26 protein-coding genes are annotated in these 20441 nt (G+C 70.5%); 9 read left to right on the forward strand and 17 right to left on the reverse strand.

Going from position 1 to position 20441, the window contains the following annotated elements:
- The first annotated feature begins 124 nt into the window (after positions 1-124).
- Positions 125-1588 (forward strand): MFS transporter, encoded by a 1464-nt coding sequence (locus tag IEZ13_RS31360; RefSeq protein ID WP_183224800.1) that lies wholly within the window; start codon positions 125-127, stop codon positions 1586-1588.
- Here the strand turns inward: IEZ13_RS31360 and IEZ13_RS31365 are convergent.
- The 7 genes from IEZ13_RS31365 to IEZ13_RS31395 form a co-directional block, all read right to left on the reverse strand.
- On the reverse strand, positions 1496-3103 hold the full coding sequence (locus IEZ13_RS31365; RefSeq protein WP_183224799.1) for a glycoside hydrolase family 13 protein: 1608 nt from the start codon (positions 3101-3103) through the stop codon (positions 1496-1498). The genes IEZ13_RS31360 and IEZ13_RS31365 overlap by 93 nt on opposite strands.
- 27 nt (positions 3104-3130) lie before the next feature.
- Positions 3131-3826 carry an HD domain-containing protein gene (locus tag IEZ13_RS31370; RefSeq protein ID WP_229795278.1) on the reverse strand — a complete coding sequence of 232 codons (696 nt, stop codon included), beginning with the start codon at positions 3824-3826 and terminating at the stop codon, positions 3131-3133.
- A gap of 66 nt (positions 3827-3892) precedes the next feature.
- Positions 3893-4849: an MHYT domain-containing protein gene (locus IEZ13_RS31375; RefSeq protein ID WP_183224797.1), complete on the reverse strand. Its 957-nt coding sequence runs from the start codon at positions 4847-4849 to the stop codon at positions 3893-3895.
- A 154-nt stretch (positions 4850-5003) separates the two neighbouring features.
- Positions 5004-5147, reverse strand: a complete 144-nt coding sequence (locus tag IEZ13_RS31380) for a GPGG-motif small membrane protein (RefSeq protein ID WP_014688232.1) — start codon at positions 5145-5147, stop codon at positions 5004-5006.
- A gap of 42 nt (positions 5148-5189) precedes the next feature.
- Positions 5190-5933, reverse strand: coding sequence for a metallophosphoesterase family protein (locus tag IEZ13_RS31385; RefSeq protein WP_183224796.1), 744 nt, complete (start codon positions 5931-5933; stop codon positions 5190-5192).
- The gene (locus IEZ13_RS31390; protein ID WP_183224795.1) at positions 5930-6178 is read right to left on the reverse strand and encodes a hypothetical protein; all 249 of its coding nucleotides are present in this window, start codon (positions 6176-6178) and stop codon (positions 5930-5932) included. The genes IEZ13_RS31385 and IEZ13_RS31390 overlap by 4 nt, the downstream gene beginning before the upstream one ends.
- Before the next feature lies 1 nt (position 6179).
- On the reverse strand, positions 6180-6764 hold the full coding sequence (locus IEZ13_RS31395) for a nucleotidyltransferase family protein (RefSeq protein ID WP_183224794.1): 585 nt from the start codon (positions 6762-6764) through the stop codon (positions 6180-6182).
- A 139-nt stretch (positions 6765-6903) separates the two neighbouring features.
- Between IEZ13_RS31395 and IEZ13_RS31400 the strand changes: the two genes are divergently transcribed.
- The gene (locus tag IEZ13_RS31400; protein WP_183224793.1) at positions 6904-7560 is read left to right on the forward strand and encodes a dTMP kinase; all 657 of its coding nucleotides are present in this window, start codon (positions 6904-6906) and stop codon (positions 7558-7560) included.
- Here IEZ13_RS31400 and IEZ13_RS31405 read toward each other — a convergent pair.
- Positions 7551-8240 (reverse strand): SDR family NAD(P)-dependent oxidoreductase, encoded by a 690-nt coding sequence (locus tag IEZ13_RS31405; RefSeq protein ID WP_183224792.1) that lies wholly within the window; start codon positions 8238-8240, stop codon positions 7551-7553. The two genes, IEZ13_RS31400 and IEZ13_RS31405, sit on opposite strands and share 10 nt — an antisense overlap.
- Positions 8241-8758: 518 nt before the next feature.
- On the opposite strand from IEZ13_RS31405, the gene IEZ13_RS31410 reads away from it, so the two are divergent.
- Positions 8759-9760, forward strand: coding sequence for a sigma-70 family RNA polymerase sigma factor (locus IEZ13_RS31410; protein ID WP_183224791.1), 1002 nt, complete (start codon positions 8759-8761; stop codon positions 9758-9760).
- Between the two features lie 70 nt (positions 9761-9830).
- Here the strand turns inward: IEZ13_RS31410 and IEZ13_RS31415 are convergent, their stop codons facing one another.
- The 3 genes from IEZ13_RS31415 to IEZ13_RS31425 all read right to left on the reverse strand — a co-directional run bounded on the left by IEZ13_RS31415 (position 9831) and on the right by IEZ13_RS31425 (position 11899).
- Positions 9831-10793, reverse strand: coding sequence for a C40 family peptidase (locus tag IEZ13_RS31415; RefSeq protein ID WP_229795279.1), 963 nt, complete (start codon positions 10791-10793; stop codon positions 9831-9833).
- Positions 10794-11131: 338 nt separating this feature from the next.
- Entirely contained in the window at positions 11132-11452 is a 321-nt protein-coding gene (locus IEZ13_RS31420; protein WP_183224790.1) for a DUF3817 domain-containing protein, read from the reverse strand.
- A 24-nt stretch (positions 11453-11476) separates the two neighbouring features.
- A complete protein-coding gene (locus IEZ13_RS31425) occupies positions 11477-11899 on the reverse strand; it encodes a hypothetical protein (RefSeq protein ID WP_183224789.1) in 423 nt (140 codons plus the stop codon).
- An 84-nt stretch (positions 11900-11983) separates the two neighbouring features.
- Between IEZ13_RS31425 and IEZ13_RS31430 the strand changes: the two genes are divergently transcribed.
- Positions 11984-12235, forward strand: coding sequence for a DUF6158 family protein (locus IEZ13_RS31430; protein WP_208468916.1), 252 nt, complete (start codon positions 11984-11986; stop codon positions 12233-12235).
- Positions 12232-12762 carry a DUF1360 domain-containing protein gene (locus tag IEZ13_RS31435; RefSeq protein WP_183224971.1) on the forward strand — a complete coding sequence of 177 codons (531 nt, stop codon included), beginning with the start codon at positions 12232-12234 and terminating at the stop codon, positions 12760-12762. The genes IEZ13_RS31430 and IEZ13_RS31435 overlap by 4 nt, the downstream gene beginning before the upstream one ends.
- Positions 12763-12769: 7 nt before the next feature.
- Here the strand turns inward: IEZ13_RS31435 and IEZ13_RS31440 are convergent, their stop codons facing one another.
- Positions 12770-12970 (reverse strand): hypothetical protein, encoded by a 201-nt coding sequence (locus tag IEZ13_RS31440; RefSeq protein ID WP_229795281.1) that lies wholly within the window; start codon positions 12968-12970, stop codon positions 12770-12772.
- A gap of 323 nt (positions 12971-13293) precedes the next feature.
- Here IEZ13_RS31440 and IEZ13_RS46995 point away from each other — a divergent pair, with 323 nt between their 5' ends.
- Both IEZ13_RS46995 and IEZ13_RS31450 read left to right on the forward strand, forming a co-directional pair.
- On the forward strand, positions 13294-13599 hold the full coding sequence (locus tag IEZ13_RS46995) for a hypothetical protein (protein ID WP_229795283.1): 306 nt from the start codon (positions 13294-13296) through the stop codon (positions 13597-13599).
- A complete protein-coding gene (locus tag IEZ13_RS31450; RefSeq protein WP_183224786.1) occupies positions 13548-14366 on the forward strand; it encodes an ANTAR domain-containing protein in 819 nt (272 codons plus the stop codon). Before IEZ13_RS46995 ends, IEZ13_RS31450 begins: the two co-directional genes overlap by 52 nt.
- On the opposite strand, the gene mhuD is transcribed toward IEZ13_RS31450, so the two are convergent.
- The 5 genes from mhuD to IEZ13_RS31475 form a co-directional block, all read right to left on the reverse strand.
- Positions 14363-14668, reverse strand: coding sequence for a mycobilin-forming heme oxygenase MhuD (gene mhuD / locus IEZ13_RS31455; protein ID WP_183224785.1), 306 nt, complete (start codon positions 14666-14668; stop codon positions 14363-14365). The genes IEZ13_RS31450 and mhuD overlap by 4 nt on opposite strands.
- A gap of 85 nt (positions 14669-14753) precedes the next feature.
- Positions 14754-16388: an MDR family MFS transporter gene (locus IEZ13_RS31460; RefSeq protein WP_229795285.1), complete on the reverse strand. Its 1635-nt coding sequence runs from the start codon at positions 16386-16388 to the stop codon at positions 14754-14756.
- A complete protein-coding gene (locus IEZ13_RS31465; RefSeq protein WP_229795287.1) occupies positions 16385-16858 on the reverse strand; it encodes a MarR family winged helix-turn-helix transcriptional regulator in 474 nt (157 codons plus the stop codon). The genes IEZ13_RS31460 and IEZ13_RS31465 overlap by 4 nt, the downstream gene beginning before the upstream one ends.
- Before the next feature lie 50 nt (positions 16859-16908).
- A complete protein-coding gene (locus IEZ13_RS31470) occupies positions 16909-17508 on the reverse strand; it encodes a class I SAM-dependent methyltransferase (RefSeq protein WP_183224784.1) in 600 nt (199 codons plus the stop codon).
- Positions 17509-17526: 18 nt separating this feature from the next.
- Positions 17527-18012 (reverse strand): AfsR/SARP family transcriptional regulator, encoded by a 486-nt coding sequence (locus tag IEZ13_RS31475; protein ID WP_183224783.1) that lies wholly within the window; start codon positions 18010-18012, stop codon positions 17527-17529.
- Between the two features lie 206 nt (positions 18013-18218).
- Between IEZ13_RS31475 and IEZ13_RS31480 the strand changes: the two genes are divergently transcribed.
- Positions 18219-18887, forward strand: coding sequence for a response regulator (locus IEZ13_RS31480; RefSeq protein ID WP_183224782.1), 669 nt, complete (start codon positions 18219-18221; stop codon positions 18885-18887).
- Positions 18888-19476: 589 nt separating this feature from the next.
- Entirely contained in the window at positions 19477-20433 is a 957-nt protein-coding gene (locus tag IEZ13_RS31485) for a hypothetical protein (RefSeq protein WP_183224781.1), read from the forward strand.
- Positions 20434-20441: the final 8 nt, after the last annotated feature.

Raw genomic sequence — 20441 nt, forward strand, 5'->3', positions numbered from 1 at the left:
AGTGACCGTGGGAGCCGTTCGCGTATCCGTACCCCCGAACGTTCTCACCGGGGGTGAGAGGGCGGCGTTGCCCGGGGCGGCGCCGCCCCTCGTGTTCGGCGGATCTCCGGATAGCCTCTACCGGGTGACCAGCAGGGGCGGAAGCGTGCACCGGGCGTACAGCGTGGTGGTGTTCGTGATCCTGGCCGCGCTGGACAACGTGGCGATCGGCCTTGTTCCCCCGCTCTACGGCAGCATCGGCGCCGATCTCGGGGTCAGCGAGGGCCACATCGCGCTCGCCACCACGACCATGTTCCTGGTCAGTGCGTTCGCGGCGATCGGTTTCGCGTACGTCGGGGACCGCACCGACCGCAAACCGGTGCTGATCGTGGGCACCGTCATCTGGGTGGCCGGCACCGCGTGGTCCGGGCTGGCCGGCGACTACGGGCAGTTCCTGGCCTCCCAGGCGGTCGCCGCGTTCGGTCTCGGCGGCGTCGCCTCGGTCAGCTTCTCGGTGGTCAGCGACCTGATCTCGCCGCGCCGCCGGGGCCTCGTGATGAGCTTCTGGGGCCTGTCGCAGGGCGTCGGCACCCTGGCCGGCACCCTGGTCGGCGGGATCCTCGGGCACGACGACTGGCGGCGGCCGTTCCTGTTCGCGTCGGCCGCCGGGGTGGTCGCCCTGCTGGCCTACCTGTTCACCTACAGCGTGCCGCGCGGCGACAGCCAGCCCGAGCTGGCCGGGGTCGACTACGAGGAGCGGATCCACCACGAGGACCTGCCGGTCATCCTGAAACGGCGCACCAACGTCTGGCTGATCCTCCAGGGCGGCACGGCGCAGATCGCGTTCGGCTCGATGGTGTGGCTGCCGGTGCTGTTCCGGGCCCGGGCCGAGGACCAGGGCTACACCACCGGCACGGCGGTGCTGATCGGCAGCGTCTTCGCGACCGTCTTCCAGCTCGGGGCGGCGCTGTCGATCCTCGGCGGGCTGGCCGGCGACCGGCTGCAACGGCGTACGCCCCGGGGCCGGGCACTCGTCGCGTCGGTCGGGGTGCTCGCCGCCGTACCCCTCTATGTGGTGTTGTTCTTCGTGCCGATGAAGATCACCGTTCCGGACGGCGCGGGCACCGGCGCGGTGATCAGCGGGGTGTTCACCAACGTCCTGACCGAGCCGACCGTCGGGATCTGCCTCGCGGTGGCCGTCGTGGCGGTGATGCTGACCTCGGCGAACTCGCCGAACTGGTTCGCCATGATCGCCGACGTGAACCCGCCGCAGCACCGCGGCACCGTCTACAGCCTCGGCAACCTGATCAACGGAGCCGGCCGGGCGGGCGGCAACGTGCTGGTGGCGGTCGCCTTCGCGAGCCTCGCCGGGGCCTTCCCGCCACCGCTCAACTACGCGGTCGGGCTGGCCGCCTTCCAGTTCTTCTTCATCCCGACCGGGATCATGTACTGGCTGGCCAGCAGGACGGTGGCGAAGGACATGGCCGAGACGCACACCGCCCTGCTGGCGGTCGCCTCAGAGCATCGCCCAGACCGCCACATCGGTGGGGACCAGCCCGCCCGCGTCCAGCGGCTCGCTGCTCAGCAGGATCCGGGCCCCACCGGGTAGCGCCACCGGTTCGTCGCCGAAATTGGTGACCACCACGACGTCGCCGTTGCGGAACGCCAGCGCCCCCGGATCGGTCGCCAGCCAGACCAGCTCGCCGGAACCCAGCTCGTGGGCGCGCCGGATGCTCAGCGCCGACCGGTACAGCTCGTACGTCGAGCCGGGCACGCCCACTTGCCGGTCCAGCGCGTACTCCGCCCAGATCGCCGGCTGCGGCAGCCAGCTCGCGTCGGTCGGGCCGAACCCGAAGGACGGGGCGTCGGCCTCCCACGGGATCGGCACCCGGCACCCGTCCCGGCCGCGCTCGGCGTGCCCGGACCGCTCCCACGCCGGATCCTGCCGCGCCTCGTCGGGCAGCCCGGTGTGCTCCGGCAGGCCCAGCTCCTCACCCTGGTAGAGGTAGGCCGAGCCGGGCAGCGCCAGCATCAACAAAACTGCCGCCCGGGCCCGGCGCAGGCCCAGCCCGGCGTCCGGTTGCGGGTCGCCGATCCCGATGCCGGGCCGGCGGCCCTCACCGGGCGGGAAACCGAGCCGGGACGCGTGCCGCACCACGTCATGGTTGGAGAGCACCCAGGTGGTGGTCGCGCTGACCTCGTCGTTGGCGGCCAGTGACGAATCGATGATCTCCCGCAGCTCGGTGGCGGCCCAGGGCGCCTCCAGGTAGGGGAAGTTGAACGCCTGGTGCATCTCGTCCGGGCGCACGTAGCGGGCCAGCCGCTCCTCCGGCTGCACCCAGGCCTCGGCCACCAGGATCCGGCCGCCCGGGTACTCGTCCAGCACCGACCGCCACTGCCGGTAGATCTCGTGCACGCCCTCCTGGTCCCACATCGGCGGCGGCGGGCCGGCCGGCTCCAGACCGCCGAGGACCACCGACGGCGCGGTCCAGTCGGTCAGGTCGGCGTCCTTGATCAGGCCGTGCGCCACGTCCACCCGGAACCCGTCCACGCCGCGGTCCAGCCAGAACCGCAGGATGTCCAGGAACTCGGCGCGGACCTCCGGATGGTCCCAGTTCAGGTCGGGCTGGGAGACGTCGAACAGGTGCAGGTACCACTGGCCGTCCGGCAGCCGCTCCCAGGCCGGGCCGCCGAAGACGCTCTGCCACGTGTTGGGCGGCTCCGCGCCGTCCCGGAAGATGTACCGCTGCCGCTCCGGGCTGCCCGGTCCGGCGGCCAGGGCGGCCCGGAACCAGGCGTGCTCGCTGGACGTGTGGTTCGGCACCAGGTCGACAAGGACCCGCAGGCCGAGCTCGTGGGCCGTGTCGATCAGCTTGTCGGCGTCACCGAGCGAGCCGAAGCGGGGGTCGACGCCGCGGTAGTCGGCCACGTCGTACCCGGCGTCGTGCTGCGGGCTGGGGTAGAAGGGTGAGAGCCAGATCGCGTCGACGCCGAGCCGCCGCAGCCCGGGCAGGCGCGCGGTGATGCCGGGCAGGTCACCCATGCCGTCACCATCCGAGTCGGCGAACGACCGGGGATAGATCTGATAGATGACCGCATCGCGCCACCAGGCTTCAGTAGGCATGGCCCCACCATAGGTCGGGCCTCGCGCTCACTCGTCCAGGATCGCGGCGAAGCGCTCCTCGGCGAGGTCGAGCTGGTCCAGGATGTGCTCCTTGGCCTGGGTGGAGAGCGGCGTGTCCGGGCGCCCGACCAGCTCACGCAGCTTGGGTACGAGAGGCCGGTACTTCGTCGCCGACCGGTACGCCTTGTCCATCGTGGTGTGGATCACGCCGACCCCGTTGTCGGTGAAGTCGGAGATCTTGATGATCCGGGCCCACGGGTCGCGCTCCAGGTTCTCCGCCACGTGGGTGCGGTACTGCTCGTGCTTGTCGCGTGCCGGGTCGTACTCCGGGTTGGTGACCGACCGGACCAGCTCGGCGACCCGCGGGTTGAAGCGGCGCGCCAGCTCGGCCAGGGCGGCCTCGGTGTGCTCGGCGCAGAGCGAGTCCGGGTCGCTCCCGCCCAGTTCGGCCGGGTGATCCTCGACGGCGTCGTGCAGCAGCGCGGCGACCAGCACGTCGGTGTCCCGCACACCGTAGTAGCGGATGATCCGGATCGCCACCCGCAGCAGGTGGTTCAGGTACGGCTCGCGCACCCGGCGGTCGTCGGCGTGCAGGTCGGAGGCCAGGTCCAGCGCCTCGGTGAGGGTCTTGCGGTCGTCGGCCGGGAAGGACTCCAGTTCCAGAGCGAAACGGTCCCGCAGGCCGGCTTCCCCGTACACCTCCGTGATGGCGTGCAGTGGCATCGAGAGCAGCATCCTTGGCGCCATGCCGTTCAGGTATACCGGATCGCGGGCGGCGACGGGTTTCGATCAGCTACCGGATGTGGCGGGTGGCGCCGCCGGCGACGGCGCCGCGGCGGGCCGGGGTGACGGCCGCGGCCCGGGAGAGGGACGCGCGGCGCCGGCGTTCCGGTTGCCGACCACGGCCCGCGCCGCCGGGGTGAGCCGCATGGCGCCCATCGACGACTGCTTGAGTGACCACGGCTGCGGGGACTCGGCGTGCACGCCCCGTTTCGGGGTGCCGGCCCCGTCGGTGAACTCCTCCTCGGTCATCGCCTGCAGCGCGCTCAGCGCCACGGCGACGATGGTGGCCGTGGTGATCAGGATGATCGGCACCAGCATGGTGAGCGGCCGGATCCCGCCGGACGCCGGTGCGCCCGGGTGCAGCTCGATCGACATGGCCGCCATGCCGGTGTAGTGCATGCCGCAGACCGCGACGGCCATCACGGCTGCGGCTCCGGTGACCTTGACCGCGCCCCGGACCGAGACGGCGAACCACAGCGCCACCGTGCTGGCCGCGACCGCGATCAGGGCCGAGGCGGCCATCAGCGGCAGCGAGTAGTGGATGGTGGCGGGAAGCCGGATGCCCTCCATGCCGGTGTAGTGCATGGCGATCACGCCGGTGCCGGTGAACAGGCCGGCCGCCAGGGTCTTCGGGACGCTGCGCCGGCCGTGGCCGACCAGCAGCAGCCCGATGCCGACCGTCAGCACCGCGAAGGCCAGGCTCAGCAGGGTCATCGCGAGGTCGTAGCGGACCGGGCTCGCCGGCACCTCGAAGCCCAGCATCGCGGAGAAGTGCATGAGCCAGATCCCGCCGCCGCCGATCGCGAACGCCGCGATCACCAGCCATCGGTTGCGCCGGCCGCGGTTGCGCGCGTCCCGGGCCCGGCCGGTGCAGAGCAGCCCGAGAAACGAGCCGAGGAACGCCAGCATGTATGCGGCTATCGGATTGAACACGCCGTAGGTGAAGTGATGGACGTCGGCCACGCCCGGGATTGAGTCAGAAATCAGCGGCAGTACAACGCACCCGCTGTGCGGTGGGTCCCTAAAGAGAACCGGGGCCACCGGGGCGGTGTCCGATTCGGACGCGGCCGCGGCGACCCCGGTCCGGGTCGGCGATATTGCGGATGACGAGGAGGGATCAGGTGAAGATGCTGACGCCGCCGGGACCCACCAGGAGACCGACGATGATCAGCACAACGCCCCACAGGATCTGCCGCCGGAACAGCGCGAGGATGCCGGCGACCACGAGGATTACGGCGAGAATCCAAAGCAGTAGGTCCATGTCTCAGCGATTACCCGGACCGCCGAAACCGGAAACCTGGCATCAGGCGGGTACGAGCGGCGCGTCCACCGACTCGGACAGCAACTGATACACGTTGTACGCCTGCTTGATGACCGGGTGGGCGACGTTGCGGACCGGCACGCCACCGGGCGTACGGCCGCGCTCTGAGCCGTGGTGGGCGTGCCCGTGCAGGGCCAGGGCGGTCGGCGCCGAGTCGACGGCGTTGCCGAGCTGGTAGCAGCCCAGGAACGCGTAGATCTCCAGCGGCTCGCCGACCAGGGTGTCCGGCACCGGTGAGTAGTGGGTGAGCGCCACCAGCGCGTCACATCGGACCGAGCGCAGCGCCTCGCCGAGCCGGGCCGAGATCTCCTCGGTGGTGCCGACGAACTGCTTCATCTCCCGTTCGCCGAAGTTGCTGGCGCAGGCGCCGGCGAAACCACCGCCGAAGCCCTTCGCGCCGGCGATGCCGAGCCGGTGCCCGCGGATCTCCAGCACCGTGGCCGAGCACTCCAGGACGGTGATCCCGGAGTCGGTCAGCACCTCGGTGACCTGCTGCTCCTGGTCACTCTGGTGGTCGTGGTTGCCGAGCACCACCACGACCGGTACGCCCAGCCCGCCGAACTCCGTGGCGAAGCACTTCGCCTCGTCGACCGTCCCGTGCCGGGTCAGGTCACCGGCGACGAGCAGCGCGTCGGCCCGGTCGGGCAACTGCTCGAGGGCGGGACGGTAGCGGCCCACCACGTCCTTGTCCACGTGGACGTCGCCCACGGCGGCGATCCTGATCATGAAATCTCCTCCACCTCGCTGGGCGCCTGTGCCCGGGTGATGCCGATGTCGCAGGTGATCGCCACACCGGGGAAGTGCGAGCTGATCTGCCGGCAGATCTCGTCCCGCCGGTGGGTGCTCTCCACCTCCCCGCTGAGCACCACCACGTTCTCCCGGTGGTGCACGGTGATGCCCTGCTCGGCGATCTGTTCGTGTTCGATGAGCAGGCGATGGATCTCGGCCTCGAAATCGATCTGGTTCGTCACGTCATCCCCCAACCTTGAGTTCCGTCTCGCCGGGGAAGGAGACGACGTCCAGACGGTCGAGCAGCACCAGGAACGCCTCGGCGTACGGCGACTTGATGGTCTCCCGGCGAACCCGGCCCCAGTCGATCTGTTCCCGCAGCGAGCGGGCGACCGGCAGCCCGGTCGCGAAGTCGCAGTAGTGCTGGCTGTAGCTGAGCAGCTTGTGCACCATGAGCCGGGTCGCCGAGAGCACCGGCATGTAGATCGCCTCGACCGAGATCTGATCGGTGTCGTGCAGTGTCTCGTCGTCCACCGGCGACTCCACCGGACGGTAGATCAGGTCCACCATCCGGCCCTCGTCGTACACCTTGACCAGCCAGTCCTCGGGCGGCTGTTCGGTACTGCAGCCGACCGCGGCCAGTTCCTGGAGAGCCCGGTCCTTGTCCTGCTCGCGTATCAGGAAGTCGACGTCGTGATCACTGGAGTAACCGCCTCTGGCGTACACCGCGAAGCTCCCGCCCAGGGCGAAGGGTATGTCCGCGCTCTTCAGCGTCGATGCGACGCGCTTGAGGGTGATGGCCAAACCCGCGTCCACACGGTGTGGCATGGCGACCTCCTGTCCGTTCCCGGTGGATGACCGACTACCCGGAGTCGCGACACCTTGAACCCCTGCGCTCATTCTGGAGGACCGGCTCGCCCCTGCGGTGTGGAACAGAAGGTGCGGTACCCGGCTACCGTCGGTTGGTATGGCTCTCCCCGCGCAGTCCAGGCCCGCGGCGCTTCCCGCCCGCGGCGCCCGACGGTCGCCGCGCACCATCGCGCTCGTCGGCATAGACGGCTCCGGCAAGACCACCCAGGCCCGCGGTCTGGCCGCCCGCCTGATCGCGGACGGGTTCCCAGCCGCCTACCGGCAGAACGCGGGTGGCCGGCACTGGTTCGGCCGGATCGCGGTGCTTCTCGGCCGGGCGGACGCCGAGGACCTGTTCGGCCGCCGGGGCACGCTCGCCGTCGAGTCGGCGCTGCGCTGGCTGGCCATCGCCCGGACCCTGCTGCGCCGGGCCGTGCGCCGGGAGATCGCGGTGATGGACCGGTACGCGGTCTGCCAGTTCGCCAGTCTCCGGGCCCATGGCGCCCGCCCGGCCGCCGAACGGTTCGCCCGGCTGGCCTACCGGCTCTTCCCACGGCCGGACGTGACGTTCTTCCTCGCCGTCGACCCGGAGATCGCCCAGGAGCGGATCGAGCGGCGCGGCTACGACCACGAGTCGATCGAGTACCTGCGGGCCGCGACGGACGCCTACCGGTCGTTGCCGGAGTACTCTCGCTTCATCGTGATCGACGCCAACGGCACGCCCGACCAGGTCCTCAAGGCCCTCCGTACCGAGCTCGGCCTGGATCAGGCCTGACCGTAGACCGGGATCTGGGCGCCACTGGCCGGCGCCGACGCGTCCGAGGCCAGGAAGAGGATCACCGCGGCGATCTCCGCCGGGCTCACCCAGCGGCCGTGGTCGGCGTCCGGCTGGGCCGCCCGGTTGGCCGGCGTGTCGATGATGCTGGGCAGCACGGTATTGCAGCGCACGTTGTGCTTGCGGTACTCCACGGCGACCGCCCCGGCGAAGCCCAGCACGGCGGCCTTGGCGGTCACGTAGCCGGCCGCGCCCGGGAACGGTGACACCCCGGCCCGTGACGACACGCACACCACCGAGCCGCCGCCGGCCGCGACCAGGTGCGGCAGGGCCGCCGCCGTGGTCAGGTAGGTGGGCCGCAGGTTGACCGCCAGCATCGCCTCGAACTCGGCGACCGGGGTGTCGGCGATCAGGCCGCTGCCCGCGTACCCGCCGACCAGGTTGACCACGGCCCGCAGCGGCGCGGCCGGGTCCTCGGCGGCCACCGCGGCCACCGTACGGACGTCCGCCTCGACCGTCAGGTCGGCGTCCACGGCGATCGTGCCCCCGGGCAGCCGGCCGGTCGTCCCGGGGCGGACCGGCGCCACCACGCGCCAGCCGTCGGCCAGGAACGCCGTGATGGTGGCGGACCCCAGCCCACCTGTGCCGCCGGTCACCAGAGCGGTACGCGTCGCAGTCATGGGGAGCAGCTTGTCACACCGTAGAGCGTGTGCTTTACCTCACTCACCCGGCGATCCTGCCCCCGACCTGCGATTGTTCCGGGCCGCTGAAGCGTCACCCGTGCGGGCGAGTGATGTGTGGCGAGTCGAGGCGCATCGTGACCGGTGGTCCCGTTGGGCCCTCGAGATCCCGAATCTTTCGCGGGCGTTTGTTTCAGGCCCGTCTTTACCCGGCCGACAGTGCATATGAACCCCGCGGGCGCCAAACCCGTACTCGGGGGTGACGAGCATCGCGGTGCCCAGGGTGATGCCCGTCGCTGTGACGAGAAGAGGCCGATGGTGTTATGAGGAACGCGCGAAGGGTATCCGAACGTCTGCACGACGTCGCACTCAGGTACCGCGCACTGGGCTCTCAGCTATTACCCAGGCATTCGTGACACTTTCGACCCGCCAGCCGGAATCAGTGCGGCCAGCTTTTTGTTGTGTAGATGTGTCAGCAACCGCAATGCACGAGCTGCGGACGTTACGGGAGAGGGCTGATGGACGCAGGTAATGCCCGTAACAGGGTTAGTGACGGCAATGAGGGGACCGTGGGCAACGTGGAGAAGAGCACCGTGATGCGTACCGATCAGGTCGCCGAAGAGCGCGACCTCGTCGGAGTCTACCTGCACGAGATCTCCAGGACGCCGTTGTTGGACGCCGAGCGGGAGGTCGAGCTCTCCAAGGCGATTGAGGCGGGCCTTTACGCCGAGCACCTGATCGAAACGGGCGAGGACCGTCGCGGCGTCAGCCGGGAGGAACTGGAGCGCCTCGTCACCGAGGGCCAGCGCGCGAAAGACCTGTTCATCCGGGCCAACCTGCGGCTGGTCGTCTCCATCGCCCGCCGCTATGTCCGGTCCGGCATGCCGATGCTCGACCTGATCCAGGAGGGCAACACCGGCCTGGTCCGCGCCGTCGAGAAGTTCGACTACGTGCGCGGCTACAAGTTCTCGACGTACGCCACGTGGTGGGTGCGCCAGGCGATCAGCCGGGCCATCGCCCAGCAGGAGCGGACCGTCCGGCTCCCCGTGCACCTGGTCGAGGACGTCAACCGGATGCGCAACGTGACCCGTCAGCTCGTCCGTGAACTGGGCGGCGACCCGGAGCCCGAGCAGGTCGCGGCCGCTCTGGGCGTGACCGTGGAGCGCGTCAACGAGCTCACCCGTTGGGCGCAGGACACCGTCTCCCTGGACACGCCGGTCGGCGACGACGGCGACACCAACCTCGGCGACCTGGTGGCCGACAGCGACGCCCCGAGCCCGGAGGAGATCGTCCTCAACGCGCTCGAGCGGCAGCGCATCGAGGGCCTGCTGAACCACCTGGACGACCGGTCGGCCGGCATCATGCGGGCGCGGTACGGCCTGGAGGACGGCCGGGAGCACTCCCTGACCGAGGTGGCGTCCCGCTTCTCGCTGAGCCGGGAGCGGATCCGCCAGCTGGAGATCCAGGCGCTCGGCCGGCTGCGCGAGCTGGCCCGGGCCGAGGGCCTGCAGGCCGCCTGAGCCTCGGCTCACCGAAACGACGAAGGCCGGTGCCCCCGCGGGGGCACCGGCCTTCGCCGTCGGTACGGAGTTACTTGATCCGGCCGTAGCCGTTCGGGGACATGATGTCGATCGTGCGGTGCAGCACGTCCCGGCCGGCGGACGGGGCGTCGATGATCTTCCCGCTGCCCACGTAGATCGCCACGTGGCCGTTGCCGCGGTAGAACACCAGATCACCGGGTTGCAGGTCGGATCGGCTGATCCGGGCGGTGGCGCTGTACTGTGCGGCGGCGTTGTGCGGCAGGGACTTGCCCGCCGCCGCCCAGGCCGCCTGCGTCAGGCCCGAGCAGTCGTACGAGTTCGGGCCGGCGTCGCCGTAGCCGTACGGCTTGCCGATCTGGTTGAACGCGAACGTGACCGCCTTGCCGGCTGAGCCCGGGATGTCCGGGATCTCGCCGGTGTAGGAACCGGTGTCCTCCGTGGCGCTGCCGAAGGCGGCCTCGCGCATGTCGTACAGGTCATCGAGGTCGTCCTCGATCTTCTCCTTGCGCGCCGCCAGCTCCTTGACCTGTGCGGTCTGCTTGGTCTGGGTCTGCGCGAGGGCGGCCTTGCGCTCGGCGAAGGTCTGGGTCGTCTCGGTGAAGGCGTCGATGTCCTGCTGGTTCGACCGGGTGACCTGCTCGAGGAACGTCATCCGCTCCAGCAGACTCCCTTGATCCCCGCTCACCAGGACGTTCATCGGGCCGACACGGCCCTGCATGTACGTGGTGGCGGCGATGGTCTGGACCTTCTCGGTGGCCTCGGCGAGAGCCGTCTGGGCCGGCTTGAGCGAGGCCTCAAGCTTCACCGCGTCGGTCTTCGTCTTCTTCAGGTCGAGCCGCATCTTGTTGTACGACTCGGTGACGTCCTCGAGCTTCTCCGAAGCGGCGTCGATCTTCTTCTTCAGCTCGCTGGCGGACGGGGCGGCGTGTGCGGCCGTCCCTCCGGACGTGGTGATCGCGAACGCCGTCAACGCGACCACGAGCGCCCGGAGCCGGGTTCGGGGGTGTGGCACTGGTCAGGGGCCTTTCTTCCGCTTGGCCGCCCACCGGGTCGGCGGGAGAGCAGGGCTGGAAGAGAGGCCCCGTCCGCGTTTGCTCCCGGCCCGGTTCACGGCGGCCGCCGCCCGTGGGGTGGGGCGCCGGATCGCCGCGCGTCATTCGGCGGCGTTGGCCGGCGCCACCCGAGGGGTTGTGGCTGCGGACCGGACCAACCGCATTAACCTATCGACGAAAGAAAAGAAATCAAGGCCTGACCGAGTGATTTTTACCAATAGCCGGGATCGCGTCATTAATCCCGATAACGGGCTGTTATTTGATCGCCGCTGAGCGTTATTACAACGCGATAAACGGACTATTCGCTCAGGGCCGGTTCGGCGGCCGGGACCCAGTGCCGGGTCACCTGGCGTTCGGCCCAGAACGAGAAGAACGGGATGGTGCCGGCCAACATGACGAGGACCATCCGGCTGAACGGCCACTTCGCCCGGCGGGCCAGGTCGAAACTGCAGACCAGGTAGACCATGTAGAGGAAGCCGTGGAACGGGCCCACCGTCTCGACCACGATCGGGTTGTCGGCCGGGCCGTACTTGAGCGGCATGCCGACCACGACGAGGGCGATCAGGACCACGCCGACGATCCAGGCGATGATCCGGTAACGGGTGAGGGCTCCCTGCACGGCGGGTGACTCCTTGATCGGTATCTACTGGGGGATGCGGCCGGGGTAGTCGGCGGGGCGGGCGCCCGGGTTCGCGGCGAGCCAGGCCAGATAGTCGTTGTACGCGTCGAGCTCCGGATCCGCCTCGGCGGGCGCCGCCGGGCGGGAGTCCACCCGGACCGGGCGGCCCAGGGTGACCGCGGAACCCGGAGCGCGCGGCGGGGCCGGCTTCTCCGGGGCGGTCAGCGGCTCACCGGCCGCCTTACGACGGGCCACCTGGATCTCGCGGAACCAGATGAAGACGACGAAGCCCCCGAAGACCGGCCACTGGAACATGTAGCCCCAGCTGATCGCGTTGCCGTCGGCGGCGCGACTGAACTGCCACCAGCCGAGAGCCAGGCAGCCCGCGGTCAGCACGATCGCGAGCAGATGCCGGGCCATCCACGCCGGAGTCCACAGCCCTTTCATGCCCCGAGCGTACCGGCGGGTTTGGCGGGCGCACGCATGGGCAACCCGTGCTCACTGGCGGATTGACGCGAACGGAGACGGACGATGATGGAAGCGCGGTTGGAGGAGGGGGCGATGGTGAATTTCGACATCGGCATCGACCCCGCGGGCCTGGCCGACGACGACCTCTTCAGGGAGCTGGCGAGCCTCTACCGGACCCGGTTGCAGACGCTGCGACACGGCCCGGACGCGGCACTGGAGAACCACTTCAAGCGCACTGCCGAGCTGGAGACCGAGTACATGGCGCGCAAACCGGGCCGTGAGGTCGACCCCGACCGGCTCACCCAGGACTTCTGACGGTGGTGCGCGAGCGGGTGACCCGGATTGCCCGGCGGTACGCGCCGCACGAGCACCGGCCGCTGGACGGCTATCTGGTCGCCATGGGCGCCTTCGGTGCGATGACCGGGGTCCTGGCGGCGGCCGCCAAACTCAGCGGCCGCCCGATACCGGAGCGGCCGGCCATGTCCGATGTGGCGCTGCTCTCCATCGCCACCCACAAGCTCAGCCGGCTGGTCGCCAAGGACGCGGTGACCAGCCCGCTGCGCGCCCCGTTCACCCGGTACGCGGAGCCGGCAGGCGCGGCCGAGCTCAACGAGGAGGTGCGCGACGAGGGCAGCTCGGTGCGGCACGGGATCGGTGAGCTGATCACCTGCCCGTTCTGTCTGGCCGTCTGGGTCGCCACCGGGCTGACCGGTGGGCTGGTGCTGTCACCCCGGCTGACCCGGCTGGCGGCCACCGCGCTGACCGCCACGGCCGTCTCGGACTTCCTCCAGATGGCCTACTCGATCGCCAAGGAGAAGGCGGAGCGCATCGGCCGGGAGTAGATCCGGGTCAGACGTGGATGGCACGCAGCGCCTCGGCGGCCTCGTCCTGGGCGTACTCGCCCTCGGGCAGGGCGTCGATGCGGGTCATGGCGGCCGCCGGAAGGTCCGCGGCGATCGCTCGCCGGCGCAGGTCTCCGCTGGTCAGCCGCTCCTGAGCGTCGTAGGCGGCGTCCAGGAAGGTGTCCAGCTCTCGGATGTCGTCGGTCACGGCGGGTGAACTACCCGGGGTGGGCGCGGCCAAACCCGCGAGCGGTGATCCAGGTCACAGATGCTAACGGAATCATGCGACGGTGCCGACGGTTGTGTACGGATGCCGGTGTGCCCAGTGTCCCCGGGCCTCACCCATAGCCTGCACGGAATACCGCAAGCGGTTGTCCCCACGCATGTGGGGGCGATTCGACCGTTCGGCTGGAGCCGTGTTGAGCCACTCGCCGCGAGGCGACCTGCACACCGGCCTCCGCGTCCGCCCTCCCGGTCTCACCGGGAGGGCGTCGCGGTTTTCCGGGCCACTTGTGGGGTATCCGACCGCACATGACCGACGATCGCATCAGGCGGCGCGCCGCTGATCTGCTTCCGGAAGAGGCCGTGACCGGCAGCGCCGACCCGGAAGCCCAGGCCGAGGCGGTGCTCGCCGAATCCGGCGAACGTGTGGACGACCCCGGAGCGGCCCCTGACTCGTTCCTCGAAAAACGTCGTTCTGACGAGACGGTTTATTCCGGCAACACCCCCCCATTAGGGGCACCTCGTGGCGCGCTTTTCCGGATAGACGTGGCAATATCCCTCGGGTGTCCGCACCGAAACGCCGTGTCCCGGCCGCGCAGCGTGGCGCCCGGCTGACCCGGCGCACCCCCGCCGATGGCACGATCCAGCTGTCCCGCCGTGGGAGCGCCCGGCGCTCGCCCCGGTTCTCCGGAGCGCCGTCCGCCGGTCCGCACCCGGTGGAACTGGCCGGGCTGCTGCACGAGCTGACCGTCCGGCTGCTCTCCGCCGACTCGCTCACCCAGGCGCTCGACCGGCTCGCCACGTTCGCGGCCGGGGCGCTGCCAGGTGTGGTCCGCTGCTCGGTCGCCCTGATCGGTGAGGGCGGGCCGCTCACCGGGGCCGCCGCCGGCTCCGCGGGCGAGACCTTCGATCAGCTTCAGTACGCGGGAAGCGCCGGCCCGGGTCTGGAAGCGGCCCGCACACGTTCCGTGGTGACCTCCGCGGACCTCCCGGGCGACGAGCGCTGGCCGCAGCTGCACGCCGCGGCCCGGGCCGACGGGCTGGCGGCGGTTGCCGCGGTCCCGATGGACGTGCGGCGCAGCGCGGTCGGGGCGCTCAGCGTCTACCCGGATCGGGCCGGTGAGGTGAGCCCCGAGGTGCTGGTGACCGCGATGGCGCTGGCCGGGCAGGCGGAGGTGCTGCTCGGTGAGCTGCACCGGCGGGAGGCGCTCACCGAGGGCGCCGAGGTGGACCGCGCGGTCGGTGTGATCATCGCGCAGCGCGGCTGCGGCGTGCAGGAGGCCTACGCCGTCCTCCAGGAGAGCGCCCAGCGTCTCGGCCTCGACCGATCCACCGTCGCGGGCCGCCTGGTCGCCGCAGCCGCCCGGAATGCGGGAACCTAGCTCTTCTCCACCTGCTGGACCACCTCGAACTCCAGGAGGCTGGCGCCGGTCGCTACGGGCTTGGCACGCTCGCCGGCGTGTGCGGCCTTGGCGTCGCCGTTCGCCCAGTTCTGGAAGGCTTCCTCGCTCTCCCAGCGCGTGTACACGAAGTAGCGGGTCTCGCCGGCGACCGGGCGCAGCAGCTCGAAGCCGAGGAAACCGGGCGAGTTCTCGACCGCGCCGTGCCGGGCGGCGAACCGCTTCTCCAGTTCGGGGCCGGCGCCCTCGGGGACCTCGATCGCGTTGATCTTCACAACAGCCATGTGGTCACGCTACTGCGCCTGCCTGGGAAGGCGGCGAAGGCGGGGGTACGGGCGGGTGCTCCCACCCGTACCCCGAAGGTTTGATCTAAGCGGGACCGTCGCCGGTGGCCTGGAGCTCGTCCTCGGCGCGGGCCTGCTGCGCGGAGCGCTGCGAGAGCGGCAGCTCCGGCAGGAAGAAGACCACGATCAGGCCGAGGATCATCACGAAGAACGCGATCAGGTAGACGACGTGCACGCTCTCGGCGAAGCCGACCTTGAACGGGTGGGCGATCACGTCGGAGAGCCGGCTCAGGAACGACGTGTCGGCGAGGCCGGCGCCGCCCATGGCGGTCTTGAGCAGTTCGCCCTGGGCCGGGTCGGAGGCCAGCGCCTGCTGGAACTCGGGTGTCGCCCGGGCCGAGGCGTAGGCGTCCCTGATGTTGCCGGGCAGCACGTTGAACAGCACCGACAGGAAGACCGCGGTGCCGAGCGTGCCACCCATCGAGCGGAAGAAGGTGACCGCGCCGGTGGCGGTGCCGATCTCCCGGGGCGAGACGGCGTTCTGCACGGCGGTGATCATCGGCTGCATGTTGCTGCCCAGGCCGAGGCCCATCAGCACCATGACCAGCATGGTCCGCCAGAGCGGGGTGTCCGCGCCGATCAGCGAGAAGAGGAACAGCGCGACGACCATGAAGACGCTGCCGACGATCGGGAAGATGCGGTAGCGGCCGGTCTTCGAGATCAGCTGGCCGGAGATGATCGAGCCACCCATGATGCCGACGACGAACGGGATCATCTGGAGACCGGCCAGCGTGGCCGAGGAGCCCTTCACGATCTGGAGGTAGAGCGGGACGGTCATCAGGCCGCCGAACATCGCCATGCCGAGGATGGTGCTGGCGCTGACGCCGACCGCGACGGTGCGCTTGCTCAGCAGGGCGAGCGGCAGTAGGGCCTCGTCCTTGTAGGCCCGCTCGGCCAGCACGAAACCGATCAGGCCGACCACGCCGATCACGTAGCAGAGGATCGAGCGGCCGGAGGTCCAGCCCCAGTCCCGGCCCTGCTCGGCGACGGTCAGCAGCGGCACCAGGCCGAGGATCAGGGTGAGCGCGCCGGGCCAGTCGATCCGGTGGTCGACACGGTGGTGCGGCAGGTGCAGCACCCGGGCGACGACCGCCATGGCGGCCAGGCCGATCGGCACGTTGAGGTAGAACACCCAGCGCCAGCCGTCGGTCCAGAGGATCTGGTCGGCGCCCGCGAAGAAGCCGCCCAGGATCGGGCCGAGGACGCTCGCGGTTCCGAAGACGGCCAGGAAGAAGCCCTGATACTTGGCACGCTCACGGGGCGGAACGATGTCACCGATGATCGCCAGAGCGAGCGACATCAGGCCACCGGCGCCGAGACCCTGAATGGCCCGGAAGGCGGCCAGCTGCCACATGTTGTCGGACAGGCCGCACAGGAACGAGCCGAGGATGAAGATGCCGATGGCGAGCAGGAAGAAGGGCCGCCGGCCGTAGATGTCGGAGAGCTTGCCGTACAGCGGCGTGGAGATGGTCGAGGTGATCAGGAAGGCAGTGGTGGCCCAGGCCTGCAGGTCGAAGCCTTGCAGGTCGTCGGCGATGGTCCGGGTCGCCGTCGCCATGATCGTCTGATCGAGCGCGGCGAGGAACATGCCCATCATCAGCCCGCCGAGGATCGTCAGGATCTGGCGGTGGGTGAACTCCACCGGTTTGGCGTGAGTCACGCAGGCTCCCGTGGGGGTGTGGTCGGGTCGGTGCGCAGCAGCGCCTCGACCGCGTGGTTGAACTCTTCGAACAGATCCGTGAAGGCGGTGATCCGCTCGGCCGGCCAGTCGGCGAGGGCCCGCTCGAGCATCGCCGCACGGGCTTCCCGCACCCGCTCGCACGCCTGCACCCCGGCCTCGGTGACGGCCAGCCGCGAGGCACGGCCGTCCGCCGGATCCGCCTCCCGGCGGGCCAGGCCGGCCTTGACGAGCTGAGCGGCCTGGCGGCTGACCGTCGAGGGATCGGCCTGCTTGAACTCCGCGAGATCGGTGACTCGCATCGGGCCCATCGCACGCAACGGCGGCAGCAGCATCAGCGCGGAGAACTCGGCGCCGAGATCCCCGGTCTTGAACATGCCCCGGAATCGCGCGCCCATCCGGACCAACCGCACGATCTCGTCGCCGAGGCGGGTGGATTCCTGCTCATGCACTCCCGGCCTCCAGAGGTAATATGTGTGTAGCCTACAACTTGTTGTACGCCTCAATTACCTCTGAGCCGCCATACCCCGGTGACCATTGACTCGGTGTCCTCGAGAGCGGCCGGGACCGGCACGACGTATTCGGTGACCAGGTCGAAGAGGTGCCCGGGGAAGAAGCCGCGGCCCGGGTCGCCGACCAGCACGGTCGCGCCCGCCCGGCGGGCCGCGCGCAGGGTGGCGACCATCTTCGGGGTGACCGTGGGGCTGTAGAAGACGTCCCCGGCGAGCACCACCTGCGGTTCGTCGAGGTGGCCCACCAGGGACAGGCCGTTCGCCGACGCGTTGCGGTTGGCGGCCTCGACGGCGGCCGGATCGATGTCCGTCACGGCCACCGCGGCGGCGCCGCAGTGGGCGGCGGCGATCGCGGCCACCCCGGAGCCGGTGGCCACGTCGAGCACGCGGCGGCCGGCCACCTCGTGCGGATGGTCCAGAAGGAAACGGGCCAGCGCCTGGCCGCCGGCCCAGGCGAACGCCCAGAACGGGGGCGGCAGGTCGCTACGGAACTCGCCGCCGGTCAGATCGAACAGGCCGACCGGGCGGTTCACCAGGAACAGGGAGATCTCCGGGGCCAGTGGCACCGGCGTCAGGGTGGTGGGTAGCACCCCGTGATTCTGCTTGTCCTACCTGATCGGCTGCGGGGTGCTCGCCATGATCAGTTTGGCGCGGTACTCGGCACGGGCCTCGGCGGCCCAGGGCGCGTCCTCGTCCTCCAGCAGCGGACGCGACGCCAGCACCTCGGCGGCGGCCAGCGGGCGGGTGGCCCGGTCCGCGGAACGGCCGGCCGCCACGGCGAGCAGCTGATCGAAGGTGGCGGCGTCGACGTGCACCCGATCGGGGTCCAGCCGGAACGTGCCCCGGCGGCCGGTGATCACCGACTCCCGGTCCCGGACGCCCGGCTCCAGACGGTCGCGCAGCACCGCCAGATCCGACTTGACCGTGGCCGGGGCGACGCCTAGCGTGTCGGCCAGCTCCACAAGCGACCGACCTCCGCACAGCGCCAGGAGCGCGAGCAGATGACGGGGCCGGGCGCCGCCGAAGTCCTCCCCGGAGAGGACGATGCCGCGGGTCCGGACCTCGATCGGGCCGAAGAGCTGGATGTCGAACATGATCCAGAACTCTGCTTGTCCGGCGTCCGTGGCGGCAAGCCCCAAAGCGAGGGGGTGTGTCGGCCGAACGACGGGGCATCCGGTCCGCTCGGAGGCAACCGGTCGTCGGCCGTACCGGCGGGCAGCCTGTTGGTAGGTCGGGCATTCCTTCGGGTAATCCTTAGACTGCGCGGAGCCCGACGGGGGCGGACTGAGGAAGGTGACGTATGGACAGCGACGAGGCGATCACGGTGCTCGTCGTCGATGGCCACCAGACCTTCGCCGAGTTGCTCGGGCACGCTTTGGCTGGTCAGCCCGATCTGCGCTGGGTCGGGCACGCCAGGACGGGAGCCGAGGCGATAAGTCTCGCGGCAGAGTTGCGACCCGATGTGATCGTGCTCGATCCCGAGCTGTCCGATGCGGACGGCATCGCCATCGCCGAACTCATCCGGGTACGACAGCCGGATTCACGTGTGGTAATCCTCACTGCCAGCGAGGAACAGAGTCTGGTACGGCGGGCCACCACCGCCGGGGCGGCCGGATTCCTCTCCAAAAACGGTGCGCTCGGTGACGTGCTGAACGCCTTGCGTACCGCGCACCGAGGCAGCATGACCGTCTCCACCGACATCCTGGCCCGGCTGCTGCGCAGCACCACACCGGCCACCGCCCCGCGCGGCGGCGTCGCCAACGGTGGTCTGACGGTCCGGGAGAACGAGGTGTTGCAGCTGATGGCGGCCGGTTTGGACGCCCGGACCGTGGCTCGCCGGCTGGGTATCAGCGTGCACACCTGCCGCGGATATCAGAAGGCCGTGCTCGCCAAACTGGGGGCGCACAGCCAGCTGGAGGCGGTCGCCATCGCCACCAGGCGCGGGCTCGTTCGACCTGACCCACGGTAAACATCCTTGTCACTCATCCGATAGGCGATTCCTTACGTACTTCCATCGGGGGACATACCGAGGTTGCGCTGCAGGGAGGAATCGCGTGGACCGTACCGCCGCCGTCGGCTCATCTCCCGACTCGGCTGGAGCCGGGGCGGGGGAGGAGCGTACGGCTTCGGGGCTGCCGTTGCGGCGGCCCAAGAAACCACCGCTCGAACCGGAAGGGGAACCGGTCTCGTGGTTCGGCGGCGAGTCGGACACCGGCTCGCTCTCGTCGCCGGTCGCGGCACCGCCGCCCGAATCCGCGCCGTCGGAACCGTCGCCGCGTTCGGTGTCGTCGCCGCCCGCGTTCGGCCCCGCGTCGCCGGCCGGGCCGGGACGGACGTCCTTCGGCTTCAGTGACGGGCCGATCGGTCGATCCCGGACGGGGCGTGCGCCCGGTGAGGGCGACGCCGGCGGCGATGGGGAGCCGTCACGGCACCCGAAGCCGGCCGGCGGCTCGATGGGGGCGCTTGCGGCCGCCTCGGGTGCGCTGCCGGTGACGGACGAGTTGCCCGCCCGCAGGCGGAGGAACCGCTCCGATGTGCCCTCCGAGGAGCTGCCCGTCGTGCGTACGACGGGGAATCCGGCGCCTTCCTTCCCGGAGCCGCCTGCCGCGGAGCCCTCGGCTTTCGCGGAACCGCCCGCGTGGGGCCCGATCGGGAGCCCGGCCGGGGAGACGTTCTGGAGTGGAGCGCGCGACCAGCGGCCCAACGAGCCGGCCGTCTGGAGCGAGACCCCGGCGTCCTCCGCCTCGGCGCCGCCCGCCGTCCGTCCGCGGCCGCGGCAGTCCCGGCTGGTCACCGCCGGCATGACGATGCTCGGCGTGGTGGCGCTGGCCGTCGTGGCGTTCACCGGCGTCGTCTACTACACCGGCGACGACAGCCAGATCAGCGACATGCTGCAGCTCGGGGACGACCAGCGGGTGGTGACCGGGCCGCTGGAGTCGCGGACCATCGCCACGTTCGAGATGCTGGCCGCCACCGACCGGGTGCGGTTGACCATCGCCGACCTGGGCACCGACATGTACCGGATCAGCGCGCCCGACAACGCCGGCATCCGGCCCAACGCCGAGTTCCGTGACGACCGGCTGCGGGTGGACGTGGCGCGGGACGAGACCGGCACCGGCGGCGAGGTGGAGGTCGTGCTGTCCGCGAAGGTGCGGTGGACCATCCGCTTCTCCGGCTACTCGGCCGAACGGATCGTCGACCTCAGCGAGGGACGGATCCGGGGTATCGAGATCGTCGGCGGCACCCGGCGGGCCGAGCTGACCCTGGCCGACGCCTCCGGCACGGTGCCCATGAAGATCACCGGCGGGATCGAGGAGCTGATCCTGCGGGCGCCCAGCGGCAGCCCGGTCCGGGTGAAGGTCGGCGGTGGCGCCGGGACGGTGACGGCCGGCTCCAAAACGCTACGGAACGTGGCGCCCGGGTCCACGCTCACCCCGAAGGACTGGACCAGCGGCAACCGTTACGACGTCGACGCGGTCGCCCCGGTCACCCTGCTGACGGTCGAGACCGCCTGACCTTCCCG

This window comes from Actinoplanes campanulatus (genome assembly GCF_014647795.1).
Taxonomy (GTDB): Bacteria; Actinomycetota; Actinomycetes; order Mycobacteriales; family Micromonosporaceae; genus Actinoplanes; species Actinoplanes campanulatus.